The sequence below is a fragment of the Micromonospora sp. NPDC048839 genome, assembly GCF_040649915.1.
Lineage (GTDB): Bacteria > Actinomycetota > Actinomycetes > Mycobacteriales > Micromonosporaceae > Micromonospora.
Genome location: NZ_JBEZGL010000011.1, coordinates 79,165 through 94,151 on the forward strand (window position 1 = coordinate 79,165; position 14,987 = coordinate 94,151).

Annotated in this window: 16 protein-coding genes; 6 read left to right on the forward strand and 10 right to left on the reverse strand. The window is 71.8% G+C overall.

The features are described 5' to 3' along the window. Positions 1-71: 71 nt before the first annotated feature. The 3 genes from AB0C25_RS21505 to rsmD all read right to left on the reverse strand — a co-directional run bounded on the left by AB0C25_RS21505 (position 72) and on the right by rsmD (position 1,857). A complete protein-coding gene (locus tag AB0C25_RS21505; protein ID WP_355391821.1) occupies positions 72-569 on the reverse strand; it encodes a hypothetical protein in 498 nt (165 codons plus the stop codon). A 245-nt stretch (positions 570-814) separates the two neighbouring features. After that, entirely contained in the window at positions 815-1,297 is a 483-nt protein-coding gene (gene coaD / locus AB0C25_RS21510) for a pantetheine-phosphate adenylyltransferase (RefSeq protein WP_357375705.1), read from the reverse strand. After that, positions 1,294-1,857: a 16S rRNA (guanine(966)-N(2))-methyltransferase RsmD gene (gene rsmD / locus AB0C25_RS21515; protein WP_357375707.1), complete on the reverse strand. Its 564-nt coding sequence runs from the start codon at positions 1,855-1,857 to the stop codon at positions 1,294-1,296. The genes coaD and rsmD overlap by 4 nt, the downstream gene beginning before the upstream one ends. Positions 1,858-2,309: 452 nt before the next feature. On the opposite strand from rsmD, the gene AB0C25_RS21520 reads away from it, so the two are divergent. Continuing rightward, complete coding sequence (locus tag AB0C25_RS21520; RefSeq protein ID WP_357375709.1) at positions 2,310-3,344, forward strand: LPXTG cell wall anchor domain-containing protein; 1,035 nt, start codon at positions 2,310-2,312, stop codon at positions 3,342-3,344. Positions 3,345-3,716: 372 nt separating this feature from the next. Here the strand turns inward: AB0C25_RS21520 and recG are convergent, their stop codons facing one another. Further along, on the reverse strand, positions 3,717-5,915 hold the full coding sequence (gene recG / locus AB0C25_RS21525) for an ATP-dependent DNA helicase RecG (protein ID WP_357375711.1): 2,199 nt from the start codon (positions 5,913-5,915) through the stop codon (positions 3,717-3,719). Beyond that, positions 5,912-7,525 carry a DAK2 domain-containing protein gene (locus AB0C25_RS21530; RefSeq protein WP_357375713.1) on the reverse strand — a complete coding sequence of 538 codons (1,614 nt, stop codon included), beginning with the start codon at positions 7,523-7,525 and terminating at the stop codon, positions 5,912-5,914. Before AB0C25_RS21530 ends, recG begins: the two co-directional genes overlap by 4 nt. Positions 7,526-7,827: 302 nt before the next feature. Between AB0C25_RS21530 and rpmB the strand changes: the two genes are divergently transcribed. After that, positions 7,828-8,019, forward strand: a complete 192-nt coding sequence (rpmB, locus tag AB0C25_RS21535) for a 50S ribosomal protein L28 (RefSeq protein ID WP_091671657.1) — start codon at positions 7,828-7,830, stop codon at positions 8,017-8,019. 88 nt (positions 8,020-8,107) lie between these two features. On the opposite strand, the gene AB0C25_RS21540 is transcribed toward rpmB, so the two are convergent. Then, a complete protein-coding gene (locus AB0C25_RS21540; RefSeq protein WP_357375715.1) occupies positions 8,108-8,569 on the reverse strand; it encodes a GNAT family N-acetyltransferase in 462 nt (153 codons plus the stop codon). Positions 8,570-8,598: 29 nt separating this feature from the next. Then, positions 8,599-9,588, reverse strand: a complete 990-nt coding sequence (locus tag AB0C25_RS21545) for a thiamine-phosphate kinase (RefSeq protein ID WP_357375717.1) — start codon at positions 9,586-9,588, stop codon at positions 8,599-8,601. A 96-nt stretch (positions 9,589-9,684) separates the two neighbouring features. On the opposite strand from AB0C25_RS21545, the gene AB0C25_RS21550 reads away from it, so the two are divergent. After that, on the forward strand, positions 9,685-9,918 hold the full coding sequence (locus AB0C25_RS21550) for an Lrp/AsnC ligand binding domain-containing protein (protein WP_013284547.1): 234 nt from the start codon (positions 9,685-9,687) through the stop codon (positions 9,916-9,918). A gap of 9 nt (positions 9,919-9,927) precedes the next feature. Then, the gene (locus AB0C25_RS21555) at positions 9,928-10,611 is read left to right on the forward strand and encodes a DUF3515 family protein (RefSeq protein WP_357375719.1); all 684 of its coding nucleotides are present in this window, start codon (positions 9,928-9,930) and stop codon (positions 10,609-10,611) included. Positions 10,612-10,664: 53 nt separating this feature from the next. Here AB0C25_RS21555 and AB0C25_RS21560 read toward each other — a convergent pair whose 3' ends face one another. Together AB0C25_RS21560 and AB0C25_RS21565 are read right to left on the reverse strand one after the other, a co-directional pair. Further along, positions 10,665-11,765, reverse strand: coding sequence for a D-alanine--D-alanine ligase family protein (locus AB0C25_RS21560; RefSeq protein ID WP_357250510.1), 1,101 nt, complete (start codon positions 11,763-11,765; stop codon positions 10,665-10,667). A gap of 194 nt (positions 11,766-11,959) precedes the next feature. Continuing rightward, on the reverse strand, positions 11,960-12,178 hold the full coding sequence (locus AB0C25_RS21565; protein WP_357250513.1) for a hypothetical protein: 219 nt from the start codon (positions 12,176-12,178) through the stop codon (positions 11,960-11,962). 278 nt (positions 12,179-12,456) lie between these two features. On the opposite strand from AB0C25_RS21565, the gene AB0C25_RS21570 reads away from it, so the two are divergent. Further along, positions 12,457-13,302: a helix-turn-helix transcriptional regulator gene (locus tag AB0C25_RS21570; RefSeq protein ID WP_357375721.1), complete on the forward strand. Its 846-nt coding sequence runs from the start codon at positions 12,457-12,459 to the stop codon at positions 13,300-13,302. A gap of 6 nt (positions 13,303-13,308) precedes the next feature. Beyond that, a complete protein-coding gene (locus tag AB0C25_RS21575) occupies positions 13,309-13,509 on the forward strand; it encodes a DUF397 domain-containing protein (protein ID WP_357250519.1) in 201 nt (66 codons plus the stop codon). A gap of 101 nt (positions 13,510-13,610) precedes the next feature. On the opposite strand, the gene AB0C25_RS21580 is transcribed toward AB0C25_RS21575, so the two are convergent. Further along, positions 13,611-14,660 (reverse strand): ROK family protein, encoded by a 1,050-nt coding sequence (locus AB0C25_RS21580; RefSeq protein WP_357375723.1) that lies wholly within the window; start codon positions 14,658-14,660, stop codon positions 13,611-13,613. Positions 14,661-14,987: the final 327 nt, after the last annotated feature.

Sequence of the window (14,987 nt, forward strand, 5' to 3'; positions counted from 1 at the left end):
ACCTGGGTGACCACCGGACCGTCGAACCGGGGGCGACACCCGGGTGAGAATGTCGGCTGGTGAGGTGCCGCTCAGAAGGGTAGCGGGCGATCCGCCTCATCCCCACCGAAGGTGCCGATCTCTCGTAGGGCGTGCATCTTGTCCCTGCCTCGCTCGATCGAGGCCAGCGCCCGGGTGAGGAACTGCTCGAAGTTGGCCAGCGCGGTGTCGACGTAGTCGTCGACCTCCTCACGCAGGCGCTGGGCCTCGGCCCGGGCCTCGGCGATGATCCGGGCGCCCTCGTGCTCGGCCGACACGGTGATCTCGTTCACCGAGACCAGGCGGGCGTGTTCTGCCTCACCCTCGCTGATGATCCGGTCCGCCTCGCGCTTGCCGGCATCCATGATCTTGTCGCGCTCCTCCAGGAGCGCTGCGGCGCGACGCAGGTCGGCAGGGAGATCGGCGCGCATCTCGTCGAGGGCAGCGATCATCTCGCCCCGGTCGACCATGCAGTTGTTGCGCGACATCGGGACGGAGCGGGCCTGCTCCACCATGGCGATCAGTTCGTCGATGCGATCGAGCGGGTCCACCGGTACCTCACTCCTGTCGTTCCTCGGCCGACCTCCATGATGCGGGCTACGGCCGTTCCCCGCGTCATCAATCATGTCGTGCCAGCCCCACACAAGCCCCATCCGCCCCAATCCGGCGCGTCGCGACATCGCCGCCCCCGCCCACGCTCCGCCGATCTTGCGCGTTCTGCCGCGACAATCGGCGCAAACAACCACGATGCGGCGACCGAAACTGCAAGATCGCCGCCGGGGGTGGGGTGGGGTGGTTAGGGGTTCGGGCGTAGGCGGGCCTGCAGGGCCTCACGGACCAGGTCGGGTACGTGGGCGGAAATGTCGCCGCCCCACTTCGCCACGTCCTTCACCAGGCTGGAGGAGAGGAACGAGTAGAGCGGGTTGGTCGGCATGAAGAGGGTCTCGACGCCGGCCAGCCCGATGTTCATCTGCGCCATCTGCAACTCGTAGTCGAAGTCGCTGACCGCCCGCAGGCCCTTGATCAGCACACTCGCCTGCTGCGCCCGGCAGAAGTCGACAAGCAACCCGCGGAACGACTCGACCCGCACGTTCCCGTACGACGAGGTCACCTCGCGGAGCATGTCGATCCGCTCCTCGACGGTGAACAGGCCACTCTTCGACTGGTTCACCAGGACGCCGACCACCACCTCGTCGAAGAGCCGACTGGCCCGCCCGACGATGTCGAGGTGTCCGTTGGTGACCGGGTCGAACGAACCGGGGCAGACCGCACGTCTCATGATCGGCGACCGTACCAAAGGGTGGTCTCGCCGTACCGGCGACTGCGCTCGGGGGTGATCCCCTCCACCCAGTCGAACTGCCTGGTACGGCTGGACCGCTCCACCACCACCAGCGCGTCGGGCACCAGCCAGCCACCATCGACGAGCGTCGTCAACAGCGAGGTGATCTCCGCGTCCGGCACCGCGTACGGCGGGTCGGCGAAGACCACGTCGTACGGCCCGCCGTCCGGACCGGCGGCCAGCACGGTCGCCACCTTCCCGGTGACCAGGCGAACGGCCGGGCCGACGCGCAGGGTCGCCACGTTCTCCCGGATCACCCGCGCCGCCCGGGGGTCGGACTCGACGAGCAGGACGTGCTCGGCTCCCCGGGAGAGCGCCTCCAGCCCGACCGCGCCGGAGCCCGCGTACAGGTCGGCGAAGCGGGTGCCGTCGAGGTCGACCTCGGCCTGGACGGCGCTGAACAGCGCCTCGCGGACCCGGTCGGACGTCGGTCGGGTGCCGGCGCCGGGGGGTGCGGCGATCCGCCGCCCGCCGAGCGTCCCGGCGACGATCCGGGTCACCGTCTCCTCCTGTTCATGCCCGCGACGCTACGCGAGTCCACGCCGACCACGTCCGACACCGCCGGTATCGCCGGGCCGGTGACCGTCCCCCTGATCTGACCGGCGACGCCTCCGTCGGGTCTTGACGTCCTCCGTCGTGCCGGAAAGGCCGGTGACCTGGCCCGCCACCGTTCGGTCCACTACGGAGCCGCCGACCGACAGTCGCCACCACTCGTCCTCAGTGATCAATCAGCGACCTTCCGTTCATCAAAGATCACGAATCAATTACATTGCCCGATGGCAATGATGAGAACTCCCCTCATTCATGACTCGTCAGTACAGTCACCCTCTGTCCCCGCTTCGCGCGGGAACACCCCCGCGTCGCGCGACGCGCCGGTGAGCAGGCGACCCACCCGGTCGCCCCGCCTCCCGGCCTCCCGCTCGCGATCCGTACCCCTCACCAGGAGCAGGCGTTGAACCTCCCCAAGTCTCCGATGCGGCGTGTCGCGGCCATCGCCGCAGGCGCGCTGATCGGCCTCACCGGCGCGGCGACGTTCGCCGGCCCGGCACTCGCGCACCACACCACCATCAGCGGCACCGCCTGCAAGACCACGGACGGCGTGCACCGCGTCGAGTGGAAGGTGGAGAACAGCGAGCGTGACCTCGAAGCCACCATCACCGAGGTGTGGACCCCCTCCGGCACCACCATCAACGGCATCGGCGGGGGCACCAAGATTGCCGCCAACGGCAAGGTGACCGGCACTCAGCTCACCACCAAGGGCAAGCAGCTCGAGCTGAAGGTCACCGCCAAGTGGACGCGGAACGGCAAGCTCATCACCAACACCGCCTCCGGCACCGCGAAGCTGAGCAGGAACTGCACCACGCCGCCGACGGCGACGCCGACGCCGAAGCCCACGACCACGCCGACCGTGACCCCGTCCGCGACGCCGAGCGCCACCCCGTCCGCGACGCCGTCCGCGACCCCGTCGGTGACGCCGAGCGCGACGCCGACCACCACGCCGAGCACCCCGGTCCCGACCAGCCCGGTGCCGACCACGCAGCCGAGCGAGCCCACCGGCCCGCTGGTGCCGGAGGAGCCCAACGCTCCGGTGTTCGAGATCGTCTTCGACTGTGACGTGCTTGTCATCACCGCCGACAACCCGGCTGACGGCATCACCGAGACCGTTGTGCTGACCTCGGAGAAGAACGTCGTCAAGAAGCTCGAGCTGGTCCCCGGCAAGAAGACCGAGGTCTCCTTCGAGGCGTACGAGGGCCTGACCGTCACCCCCAGCGTCGATGGTGAGCAGGCTGACCCGGCCGACGCCGTCAAGTGGGTCAAGCCGGCCAACTGCACCCCGGGTCAGGGTGGCGGCGACAACGACGGGCCGGCGCTGCCGCTGACCGGTGCCGCGACCGGCGGGATCATCGCTGGTGCCGCCGTGCTGCTCGCCGTTGGCGCTGGTCTGTTCGTGATGGCGCGTCGTCGTCGGGTGCGCTTCACCGCCTGAGACAACCCGCTCTGACCAACAACTGAGGGCGCGTCGACCATCCGGTCGACGCGCCCTCAGTCATTGTTGGCAGTACCCAAGTAGTGCCAGCGCTCTGCGCGAGCCGAGTAGGGCTGCGTCGCGGCGAACGGCGCTGGCCCTCCGCTTTGGCTGCCCGCCATGTTGATGTGCTGTTGAGCGGTATACCTGTGAGTCATATTTATGACTCACAGGTATACCGCTCACTACCGCATACGCGCCCCCACGGCGGTGACCGACGGTCGCCTCCCGCCCCTGCTGGGGTGACCGAGGGTCACCGGCAGGTGCCGCCTGGGCTCACCGCACCAGCCAGGGTTGGGGAATTTCCTCGTTAGGAGACAGTCGACAGTCGGGTCAGCCCTTCTCCAGGTATTCGGCGCGTTCCTCGTCGACGAGCGCGGCGACCGAGGCGGCCAGCGCCGGGTTGCCGGTCAGGTCCGGGTCCTCCTCGATCAGGGTGATCGCCTCGGCGCGGGCATCGCGGATCAGGTCGGCGTCGCGCCGCAGCGACAGCAGTCGCAGGTGTGAGCGGTGCCCGGACTGGGTGGCCCCCAGCACGTCGCCCTCGCGGCGCTGCTCCAGATCCAGCTCGGCGAGCGTGAAGCCGTCGCTGGTGGACGCCACCGCGTCCAGGCGTTCCCGTGCCGACGAACCCTCGGCCGCCTCGCTGACCAGCAGGCAGAGGCCCGCGGCGGCGCCCCGGCCGACCCGGCCCCGGAGCTGGTGCAGTTGGGAGACACCGAACCGGTCGGCGTCCAACACGATCATCACGGTCGCGTTCGGCACGTCCACGCCGACCTCGATCACGGTGGTCGCCACCAGCACGTCCAGGTCACCGGCGGCGAAGGAGCGCATCACCGCGTCCTTCTCGTCGGCCGGCAGGCGACCGTGCAGCACCCCGATCCGCAGCCCGTGCAGGGGCCCCTCGGCCAGCAGCGGGGCCACCTCGGTCACCGCCAGCGGTGGCCGTCGGCCATTGTCGTCCTCGGGTGGCGGTTCCTCGTCGCTGGTCGGCCCATCGCCGATTCGCGGGCACACCACGTACGCCTGATGGCCGGCGGTCACCTCCTCGCGCAGCCGACGCCAGGCCCGGTCCAGGTAGGCCGGCTTCTCGGCGGCCGGCACCACGTGCGAGGCGATCGGCGACCGGCCCCGGGGCAACTGGGAGAGGGTGGAGACCTCCAGGTCGCCGTAGACGGTCATCGCCACCGTGCGCGGGATCGGGGTGGCCGTCATCACCAGCACGTGCGGCGGCTGGTCGGCCTTGGCCCGCAGCGCGTCGCGTTGCTCCACGCCGAAGCGGTGCTGCTCGTCGACGACGACCAGGCCGAGGTCGGCGAAGTCGACCCCCTCGTAGAGCAGTGCGTGGGTGCCGAGCACGATGCCGGCGGCACCACTGGCCACCTCGCCGAGCGCCCGCCGCCGCGCCGCCGCCCCGAGCGAGCCGGTGACCAGCTCGACCCGGGTGGCGTTTTCCGCGGACCCCAGCTCACCGGCCCGCCCCAACGGCCCGAGCAGGTCGAGCATGCCGCGGTGGTGCTGGGCGGCCAGCACCTCGGTGGGTGCCAGCAGGGCCGCCTGCCCACCCGCGTCGACCACCTGGAGCATCGCCCGCAACGCCACCACCGTCTTGCCCGAGCCCACCTCACCCTGCAACAACCGGTGCATCGGGTGCGGGTTGGCCAGATCCCCGGCGATCTCCACGCCGACGTCACGCTGACCGTCCGTCAGCTCGTACGGCAGTCGGGCGTCGAAGGCGTCCAGCAGCCCACCCGGGTGGGCCTCGCGGGCCTTCGCCGGCCAGTCGGCCGCCCGGTGCTTGCGCTGCACAAGCGTCACCTGGACGGCGAACGCCTCGTCCCACTTGAGCCGCCGCCGCGCCCGGTGCAGTGCCTCCTTGCTGGACGGCCGGTGGATCTCCGTCAGGGCGGTGCCGAGCCCGACCAGCTTGCGGCTGGCCCGCACGCCGTCCGGCAGCGGATCGTCCGGCGGGGTGAACGTGTCCAGCACGACCCGCACGCAACGCGCGATCACCCAGGTCGGCACGGCCGCGGCGGCCGGGTAGACGGGGATCAGCGCACCGGCGAACTCCTCGATCTCGTCGCTGGCCGCCACCTCGCCGTCACCACCCTCACCGAGCAGGACGTACTCCGGGCCGTTGAGCTGCCGCTTGCCCCGGAACTCGGTGACCTTGCCGGCGAACAGCCCCCACCGGCCGGGGCGCAGTTCCCGCTCACGCCACGCCTGGTTGCCGAAGAAGGTCAACGTCAGCGATCCACCGGAGGCGTCACCGACGGTCACCTCCAGCAGGTTGCCCCGTCGCTGCCGCATCGGGCGTACGGCGGTGCGCTGCACCTGGGCCAGCACGGTGACCTGCTCGCCGACGTCCAGCGAGCGGATGTCCGTGTGCTCGCCCCGCTCGTCGTAGCGACGCGGGAAGTGGTAGACCAGGTCACCCGCCGTGTGCAGGTCGAGGTGCGCGGCCAGCGCCTTGGCTGTCTTGTCCCCGACCAGCTTCTTCAGCGGAGTGTCGACGGTGGATGGTTCGGTCATTCGATCCCTACCAGGAGCGGATAGAACGGCTGGCCGCCCGGGTACGCGTGCACCTCGACGAACGGCCAACGTCGCGCGACGTGCGCGCGGACGGCATCGGTGAGCCCGGCCGGGGCGTCCAGCCCGGACAGCAGGGTGACCATCTCGCCACCGCCGCCGAGCATCCGGTCGACAACGGCGGCGCAGGTGTCGGTGAGGTCGGTGCCGATCAGGTGCACCTCCCCCTCGACCAGCGCCAGCACATCGCCCGGACGGCACGGGCCGGCCACGGTCAGCGCCTCGCGCCCGGCGTGGCAGACCTCGGCATAACGGCAGGCCCCGGCGGCCTCGGCCATCGCGATCACGTCGTCCTCGAAGCGGCGGTCGCCGTCGCGGACAGCGAGGGCGGCCAGCGCCTGCACCGGCGAGCGGGTCGGCACCACGCTCACCGTGATGCCGTGCCGACGGGCCTCGCGGGCTGCCGCGTTCGCCACCGCCTCCGTGTCGGGGTCGTTGGGCAGCACCACCACCCGGGCCGCGCCGGTGCCGCGGATCGCGTCGAGCAGCTCACCCGTGGAGGGGTTGCCCGGCACCACGCTGGCGCCCTCCGCGGCGAACAACTCGGCGATGCCGCCGCCGGTGGCCACCACCACCGCTGCCCGGCCGTCCGAGACCGGGCCGCGGGGCGGCTCCGGTTGGTCGGCGAACCGGGTCACCGAGATCCGGTACGGGCGGCCGGCCGCGACGCCCGCCTCGACAGCCGCGCCCACGTCGTTGACGTGCACATGCACATTCCAGGTGCCCTCCGGCTCACGCCCGTCGCCGACGACGACGAGCGAATCCCCCAGTGCGTCGAGCGCCCGTCGCATCCCGGCCACCGCCTCGGACCGGGCATCGAGCAGGAACTGCACCTCGTAGGCGTACTCGTCGGAACCGGTCTCCCGGGCGACGGTGGCCGCCGGACGGGCGGTGCGCGGCGTCGGTGCCGGCCGGCCGGCGCTCTGCCCGGTCAGCACCTCGACCAGAGCGTCGAGCAGCACGCAGAACCCACGCCCACCCGCGTCGACCACACCGGCCTGGGCCAGCGCCGGCAGCTGCTCCGGGGTCCGGGCGAGGGCCTCGGCCGCCGCCCGCGCCGCGACCTGGGCCACCGCCACCAGGTCGTCGCTGTCCGCCCGTTCGGCTGCGGCAGCGGCCGCCGCGACCACGGTGAGCAGCGTGCCCTCGACCGGCCGGGCAACCGCGGTGTACGCGGCGGCGGCGCCGGACCGCAGCGCGGCGGCCAACTCCCGGCCGCGCACCGCCGGTGCCACGGCGACCTCGTCGGCGAAACCTCGCAGGATCTGCGACAGGATCACCCCGGAGTTGCCCCGGGCGCCGAGCAACGCGCCCTGGGCCATCAGCCGCAGCGCGTGCCCGTGCGCCGTCGGGCCGCTGTCGGGGAGGGTGTCCAGATCCATCGCGAGTGCCTGCTGGGCGGAGGTGAGGGTGAGCACCAGGTTGGTGCCGGTGTCGCCGTCGGGCACCGGATAGACGTTGAGCTGGTCGATCTCGCCCTGGTGACGCTTCAGCGCGGCCAACCCACCCGCGCACCAACGGCGCACCGCGGCGGCGTCGAGGGTGTCCAGCACGGCCCGAAGCCTACTGGCGCGCACCGACACGCGCCGGGCTCGTCCGGCGTGTCCGGTTGCCCCCGCGCGCGGCAGGCCCACCCCCTGGCCCGGACGGACGGGATCCGCCCTCCAGGTACAGTTGCCGCCGGAACCACCGCCGTCACCCGGCGGGCCGACCACCACCCACTCGCGGAGGAGCGGCCGTTTCACCGGGCCAGGGCGGTTGGTCACCTCGGCGGGACATCGGGTAGGCTGACGCGGTTGCCCGTGCAGCACCTCTGCCGACAACCTCATGAACGTTTCAATCCCAGGAGTATCCCGTGGCTAGCGTGTGCGACGTCTGTGGCAAGGGGCCGGGCTTCGGCCACAACGTGCCCTGGTCCAAGAAGAAGACCAACCGCCGCTGGAACCCGAACATCCAGTCGGTGCGCACCCCGGCCGGTGGCGGCAACACCAAGAAGCTGCAGGTCTGCACCTCGTGCATCAAGGCCGGCAAGGTCACCCGCGCCTGACGCGGCGGCACCACACACTTCTCGTACGGCTCAGCCGGCGGACCCTGAGGTCCGCCGGCTGTGTCGTGTGCCCGCCGAACGCCGCCGGTCAGAGCGTGCGGCCGAAGGAGACGCAGCCCTCCGAGTCCTTGTAGAAGCCGAAGTTCGGGATCCGCTCGTAACCGGTGGAGCCGTACATGGCGATCGCCTCGGGCTGCTTGTCGCCGCACTCCAGGACCACCCGCTTGCGGCCCTGCTCGCGGGCCGAACGTTCGACGGCAGCCAGCACCGCGCGGGCCACGCCCCGCCCCCGCGCCGCCGGGGCGGTGTACATCCGCTTCAGCTCGGCGGTGTCCGCGCCGTGGCTGCGCCAGCCTCCGCAGCCGACCGGCTCGCCGGCCAGGTAGGCGACGAGGAACGCGCCGTCGGGCGGCTCGAACTCGGTGGCGTCGACCGGGGTGTCGTCACCGGAGCCCCCGTAGCGGACAGCGAGGTCGCCCAGTGCGGCGTTGATCAACTGCTGCGCCACCGGTGCGTCGAACCGCACGGTCCGGATCTCAATCTCACTCACGGTACCCAGAATACGACCGGCGCCGGGCGTCACCGGAAGTGGTCCCAGCCGGCCGGGCCGTCGTAGGGCGCACCGTCGACCGTCACGCCAACACCGTCCGTGACCATCCCGATCGGCCGCCAGTCCGACGGCAGCACCACCGCCGGCGGGAAGGTCGCGGCCAGCGCGTGGTCGTCGCCACCGGCGAGGATCCAGGTGTACGGGTCGACGCCGAGCGCCCGCGCCGCGTCGGCCATCTGCCGGGGCACCTCGAACGCGTCGCGGCGCACGTCGATCGCGACGCCGCTGGCCGCCGCCACGTGCCCGAGGTCGGCGAGCAGCCCGTCCGACACGTCGATCATCGCGGTGGCGCCGAGCCGGGCGGCCTGCGGGCCGGCCGGGTAGGGCACCTCCGGCCGCCGGTACGCCTCGACCAGCAGCCGGGGAGTGCGGAAGCCCCGGGTGAGCACGGTCAGGCCGGCTGCCGCGTACCCGGTGCGCCCGGCCAGGGCGAGCACGTCCCCGGGTCGGGCACCGGAGCGCAGCACGGGCGGGCGGCCCGCGAGGTCGCCCAGCGCGGTGACCGCGACGGTCAGGGTGGGGCTGGCCGACATGTCGCCGCCGACGACGCTCGCGCCGACCGTGGCCGCCTCGGCGGAGAGGCCGTCGGCCAACTCCTCCGCCCAGCCGGTGTCCAGGTCCGCCGGCATGCAGAGGGCGACCAGCAGGGCGGTCGGGGTGGCCCCCATCGCCGCGATGTCGGCCAGGTTGGCCGCCGCCGCCCGGTGTCCGACGTCACGGGCGGAGGACCAGTCCCGCCGGAAGTGCCGTCCGTCGACCAGAACATCCGTGGAGGCCGCCACCCGTCCGTCCGGCGCGGCCACCACCGCCGCGTCGTCGCCCGGGCCGAGCAGGGTCGTCGGCCCGTACGTCAGTCGGGCGGTGATCTTGTCGATCAGCCCGAACTCCCCGATCCCGGACACGCTGGCACCGCCGCCGGCGTTCCGCCCGTTCCGCCCGGCCCCGCCGTGCTCGCTCACCGCTGCTCCTTGACGACCGATAGGGATCAGACCTGGTCCGTAAGGTAGTTTCACCCTTCGGGCCGCTCCCGGGCGGCGACGGACGGAGGTCTAGTCGTGGTACAGGCGTACATCCTCATCCAGACCGAGGTGGGCCGCGCACGTGACGTGGCGGGTCTCATCGCGGACCTCGCCGGCGTGGTGCGCGTCGACGCCGTCACCGGTCCGTACGACGTGGTCGTCCTCACCGAGGCGAACACCGTCGACGAACTCGGCAAACTCATTGTCAGCAAGGTGCAGATGGTGCCCGGCATCACCCGCACCCTCACGTGTTCGGTGGTGCGGCTGTAGGTGGACGAGATGACGAACTCCTCCGCTGCGGTGGACGACGACGGCGCGCGCGACGAGTCCGACGGGACACCCGAGCCGGCTGACGGTACCGGGGCGTCGGCCGACCCGACCGCCGCCGCGCCGGCCGGGCGGGACCGGACCATTCGGGGCGCCGCCCTGCTGGCCACGTTGATCGCGCTGCCGATCACGCTGCTGGTGGCCGTGTTGGCCTTCACCAAGCTCACCCCGGACGCACCGGCCGCCACGCCGTCGCCGTCCGCGACCACCGCCCGGGTGCAGTCCACCGCACCGGTGGAGATGGCCGCCCCGGCGCTGGCCGCCCGCCCGGCGACGGTCTGCCGGGCTCTGCTCTCCCAGTTGCCGACGAGCATCCGCGACCTGGCCCAGCGGCCGGTCACCGCCGGCCCGGAGCAGAACGCGGCGTACGGCGACCCCGCGCTCACCGTGGCCTGCGGCGGCACCGAGCCGACCTTCCCCGCCACCGACGAGGTCTGGACGGTCAACCGGGTCTGCTGGCACCTGGCCGAGCAGGGCGAGCAGACGGTGCTCACCACCGTCGACCGCGAGACGTCGATCGAGGTGCGGGTCCCGCGGGCGTACGCGCAGCCGTTGCAGTGGGTGCCGTCGATCTCCAGCACGATCGTGGCGAGCGTGCCCTCCGGCGGCGCCATTCCGTCCGGCTGCCAACGCTGAGCTGACCCCCCACGCCACGCCGACTGGGCTGCTGCGCGGGGGGACCGGGTGGCTCAGTGCAGGCCGACGCCGCGCCGTTGGGCGGTACGGATCAGCCGGTTGACCAACTTCGGGTACTCCAGGCCGGAGGCCGCCCACATCCGCGGGAACATCGACGTCGGGGTGAACCCGGGCATCGTGTTGATCTCGTTGAGATAGACGTCCAGCTCGGGGGTGACGAAGAAGTCGGCCCGGGCCAGGCCGGCGCAGTCCAGCGCGGTGAATGCGCGGACCGCGTACTCCTGCACCTGGCGGGTCACCCGCTCCGGCAGTTCGGCCGGGATGTCGTACTCGCAGGAGTCGTCGAGGTACTTCGCCTCGAAGTCGTAGAAGTCGTGGTCCGCGACGACCCGCACCTCGGCCAGGACGGACGCCTCGGGCGTGCCACCGGCCTCGCCCTCCAGCACGCCGCACTCGATCTCGCGGCCGACGATCGCGGACTCGATGATGACCTTGGGGTCGAACTGCCGGGCGGCGGCGACCGCGGTGTCCAGATCCGCCCAGTCGGTGACCTTGCTGACTCCGAAGGACGATCCGGCCCGGGACGGCTTGACGAAGACCGGCAGGCCGAGCCGCTCCTTGTCCTGCTCGCTGAGTGTCATCCCGCTGCGCAGCACGGCGTACGTGCCGACCGGGATGCCCTCGACGGCGCAGAGCTTCTTGGTGAACTCCTTGTCCATGGCGGCCGCGGAGGCGAAGACGTTCGCACCGACGTAGGGGATGCCGGCCATCTCCAGCATTCCCTGGATGGTGCCGTCCTCGCCGTACGCGCCGTGCAGCACCGGGAAGACCACGTCGACGTCGGCCAGCACCCGGGGGCCTTCGGTCGGGTCGAGCACCATCAGGCCGTTGCCGGTCGGGTCGGCACGCAGCACGATGTCGTCCCCGGAGTCGGCGGTGATCTCCGGCAGCCGACGGGCGTCGATCGCGAGCTGGGCGGGGTCTCCGCTGGTCAGCACCCACTGGCCGGCTCGGGTGATGCCGACCGGCACCACCTCGAACTCGTCCGGGTCGAGCGCGCCGAACACGCTGCCGGCGCTGACGCAGGAGATGCCGTGCTCCGGGCTGCGGCCGCCGAAGACGATCGCCACGCGGGTTTTGCCTGGGGTGGTCACTCCGGTCACCTCTTCGTACGCGACTGCGGCTGGTCGTGCTCGCCGATGGCGCTCACCCGGTTGACCTTACTGTGCGTGGCGATGGGGCGAGGCGATACCCGGCGAGCCACGGCGCGACACGGCGATCGGTCAGCGGAGCATATACGGTGCGTGATGGGACTATTGCCGTGCGGTGGATGGGTGGCCGTAGGTGCTCAGTCGCGGGAGTGGCGGCGGCCGACCGCGATGACCTTCACCCGCTGCCGGCCGGCGCGCACCATCCCCAGCGCCATGAACGCTCCGGCGATCCGGTCGGCGGCCTCCCGGCTGCTGGCACCGACCACCTGCCGCCGCCGCTCGGGCACGGTCCGCTCGTCGCGGTCGACGCCCTCGACCGGACGCACGTCGGTGAGCACCACCAGGAAGCGGGTCATCAGCGGCTGACCGGGTGAACGGCACAGGACTCCGGAACGGTACGCACGTCGTCGTCTCCTTCCGGCGGGCCGGGATGGCGCGGCACGCGACGATCGGGCACGGGGGAGAAACCCGATCGCCGCGCGCCCCATCCCTCCGGTCGCTCACCACCACCGTCGCCACGACAACCGGCGGTGAGGACGCGCTAACAGATTGACACGTTCACGGCTATGAATGCAACTCTCGTCGAGGTTCCTCCCATGCAGACGTTCCCATCGATGTGTGCGACCATCGATGCATGGCCCCGAAGACAGCCCGTGCCCGCCGGCTCGGCATCGCCCTGCGCCACCACCGGGAAGCCGCCGGCCTGACGCTGGAAACCGCCGCCGATGAGATCAACAGCACCCGCAGCACCCTCTCCCGCTACGAGAACGCCCAGACCCTGATCACCCCGGCCACCGTGCGCGCGCTGCTCACGTCGTACGGGGTGGGCGCCGAGGAGGTGTCCGCGGCCGTGCAACTCGCCAAGGACGCCCGCAAACCGGGCTGGTGGGTGTCGTACTCCTACCTACTGGATCCCCGCACCATCGACTTCATCGCGCTGGAGGCCGAGGCGACCGCCATCGCCAACTTCGAGCCCTCCGTGGTGCCCGGTCTGCTCCAGACCGCGGACTACATCCGAGGCGTGATGCGCGGCGGGCCGCACACCCTCGGCGACGACCTGGTGGAGCAGCGGGTCAAGGTCCGGCTCGACCGGCAACAGCGGCTCACCGGTGACCAACCACCCATCCTCGACGCGATCATCGACGAGGGCGCGCTGCTACGCCCGGTCGGCGACCAGTCGGTGATGAACGGGCAACTCCGGCACCTGGTCAAGATGGCCGAGCTGCCGAACATCAGCGTCCAGGTGATCCCGCTCTCCGCCGGTTACCACCGGGGCACCCGGGGTTCCCTGCACATCCTCGAGTTCGCCGACCCGGAAGACCCGATCATCGCGTCGGTGGAGACCGTGGCGGGTCAGATGATCCTCGACCGCGCCGGCGAGACACGTACCTGCACCAAGATCATGGAGCATCTCCGAAGCGTGGCGCTCAGCCCGGCGGACAGCCGCGGAATGCTCCTGACAACCCTGAAGGGACGGTAAGGACCGATGACACCGACGATCACAGCGGCCATCGCCGCGGCGGCGTGGCGCAAGAGCAGCCGCAGCGGCGACCAGGGCGCCTGCGTGGAGGTGGCCGCCATCCCGCGGCTGGTGGCCGTCCGCGACTCCAAGGACCCGTCCGGGCCGGCGTTGCTGTTCCCGCCGGCCGCCTGGGCCGCCTTCGCCCAGGCGCCGCCTCTGGGCTGATCGGGAGGCCGAGGCGCTGATCCGACCGGCTGCGCCAGCACCCGCCGCCCCGGCCGCCGCGCCGTCGACCACTCGGCGCGGCGGCCGGGGCGGGGCCGGTCTCAGGCGACCAGCGGCCGGGGCTCCGGGACGGCACGCAGCGCCTCCAACGCGGCGATCGCCACGCCCCGGGCACCCGCCATGTCCCGCTCCGGCACCAGCGCGAAGGTCGCGACCGCCGCCTGCTCCTCGCGGAGCACGGTGTGCTCACGGACCGTCGCCAGGAACCAGTCACGGAACTCCGCTGCCGCCTCGACCACCCCACCACCGACGAAGTACGCGTGCGGATCGGTGAAGTTCGCCGCGACGGTGAACAGCCGGCCCAACGCCATCGCCTGCTGGGTGAAGAGGTCCCGCGCGAGGGCGTCCCCCCGTTCGCCGTACCCCCGGACCAACTTCGCCGCCCGGGCCACCGGCTCGGCGACGAGCGGGTGGTCGGGATAGCGGGTCAGCCAGTACGGCAGCAGGTTGCGTTCGATGCCGGTCAGCGAGGCGATGCTCTCCACGTCCCCGGTGAAGCCGCAGGCGCAGGTGGGCTCCGACTGCCCCGGGCCGAGCAGCCCGCCCAGCGGGATGTGCACGTGACCAAGCTCCCCGGCCATCCCGGCGGCGCCGGCGATCACCCGACCGCTCTCGACCACACCGCCGCCGAGGCCGGTGCCGACGATCGCGGAGACCGACGAGCGGCTCATCGCGTCGTCGCCGAAGTGCACGTGGTGGGCGTAGAGCGCGGCCGCGTTGCCATCGTTGTGGTAGACCACCGGCAGGCCGAGCCGTCGCTCCAATGCGCCCCGCACGTCGAAGCCCCGCCACGCCGGCTGGGAGAAGTTCGTGGAACCCCGCGACGAGATGACGCCGTCGGCGCTGGCCGGGCCGGGAGTGTCCAGCCCGACCGCCCGGACCAGCTCGCGCGGCACGCCGGTCTGCGCCAGTGCGCCGTCCAGCGCTCGGGCCAGCGCCTCGATCGCCGCCTCCGGCCCGGACCGCACCTCGCTGGGGATCTCCAACAGCCCGTCCACCAGGAAGCGGCCGTCCACCGTCAGCACGGTGGCGTTGTTGCTGGTGCCGCCGTTGTCCAGCCCGACGACCACCGGCACCCCTGCGCTGCCCACCGAAAACCGCCTCCCGCCCGTCATGAGTGTGAGCCGAGGCTAGTGCCAACCCCTCTTCCCCGCCACGCCCGGCCACCCGCTTGCTGGCAGAGGCACCGGCAGGCGTACCGCACGTCCCGTTTGACCACAAAGTCAGGTTCCGCGCGTGACGCGACGAGTTTCGAGAGTTCCGTAGTGTCGCCGCCAGGTCGCGTCCCCTGCCCTCCCCTGACGCGTCCTTTGCTCTGCTTCAACCGGCGCACCAATGCCGGCAGGCGTTCGTTGCGTGGGTTGAAGCAGAGCAAAGGGGCCACCAACTGGTCCGGCCAGGCCGTGGCTTCCGCCGAG

Bases quoted from the DNA above. Each gene is read 5' to 3' on its own strand.
- coaD (WP_357375705.1), bottom strand. From the start codon at position 1,297: ATGAGACGTGCGGTCTGCCCCGGTTCGTTCGACCCGGTCACCAACGGA.
- recG (WP_357375711.1), bottom strand. From the start codon at position 5,915: ATGACCGAACCATCCACCGTCGACACTCCGCTGAAGAAGCTGGTCGGG.
- AB0C25_RS21555 (WP_357375719.1), top strand. From the start codon at position 9,928: ATGACGAACTCCTCCGCTGCGGTGGACGACGACGGCGCGCGCGACGAG.
- AB0C25_RS21565 (WP_357250513.1), bottom strand. From the start codon at position 12,178: ATGACCCGCTTCCTGGTGGTGCTCACCGACGTGCGTCCGGTCGAGGGC.
- AB0C25_RS21570 (WP_357375721.1), top strand. From the start codon at position 12,457: ATGGCCCCGAAGACAGCCCGTGCCCGCCGGCTCGGCATCGCCCTGCGC.
- AB0C25_RS21575 (WP_357250519.1), top strand. From the start codon at position 13,309: ATGACACCGACGATCACAGCGGCCATCGCCGCGGCGGCGTGGCGCAAG.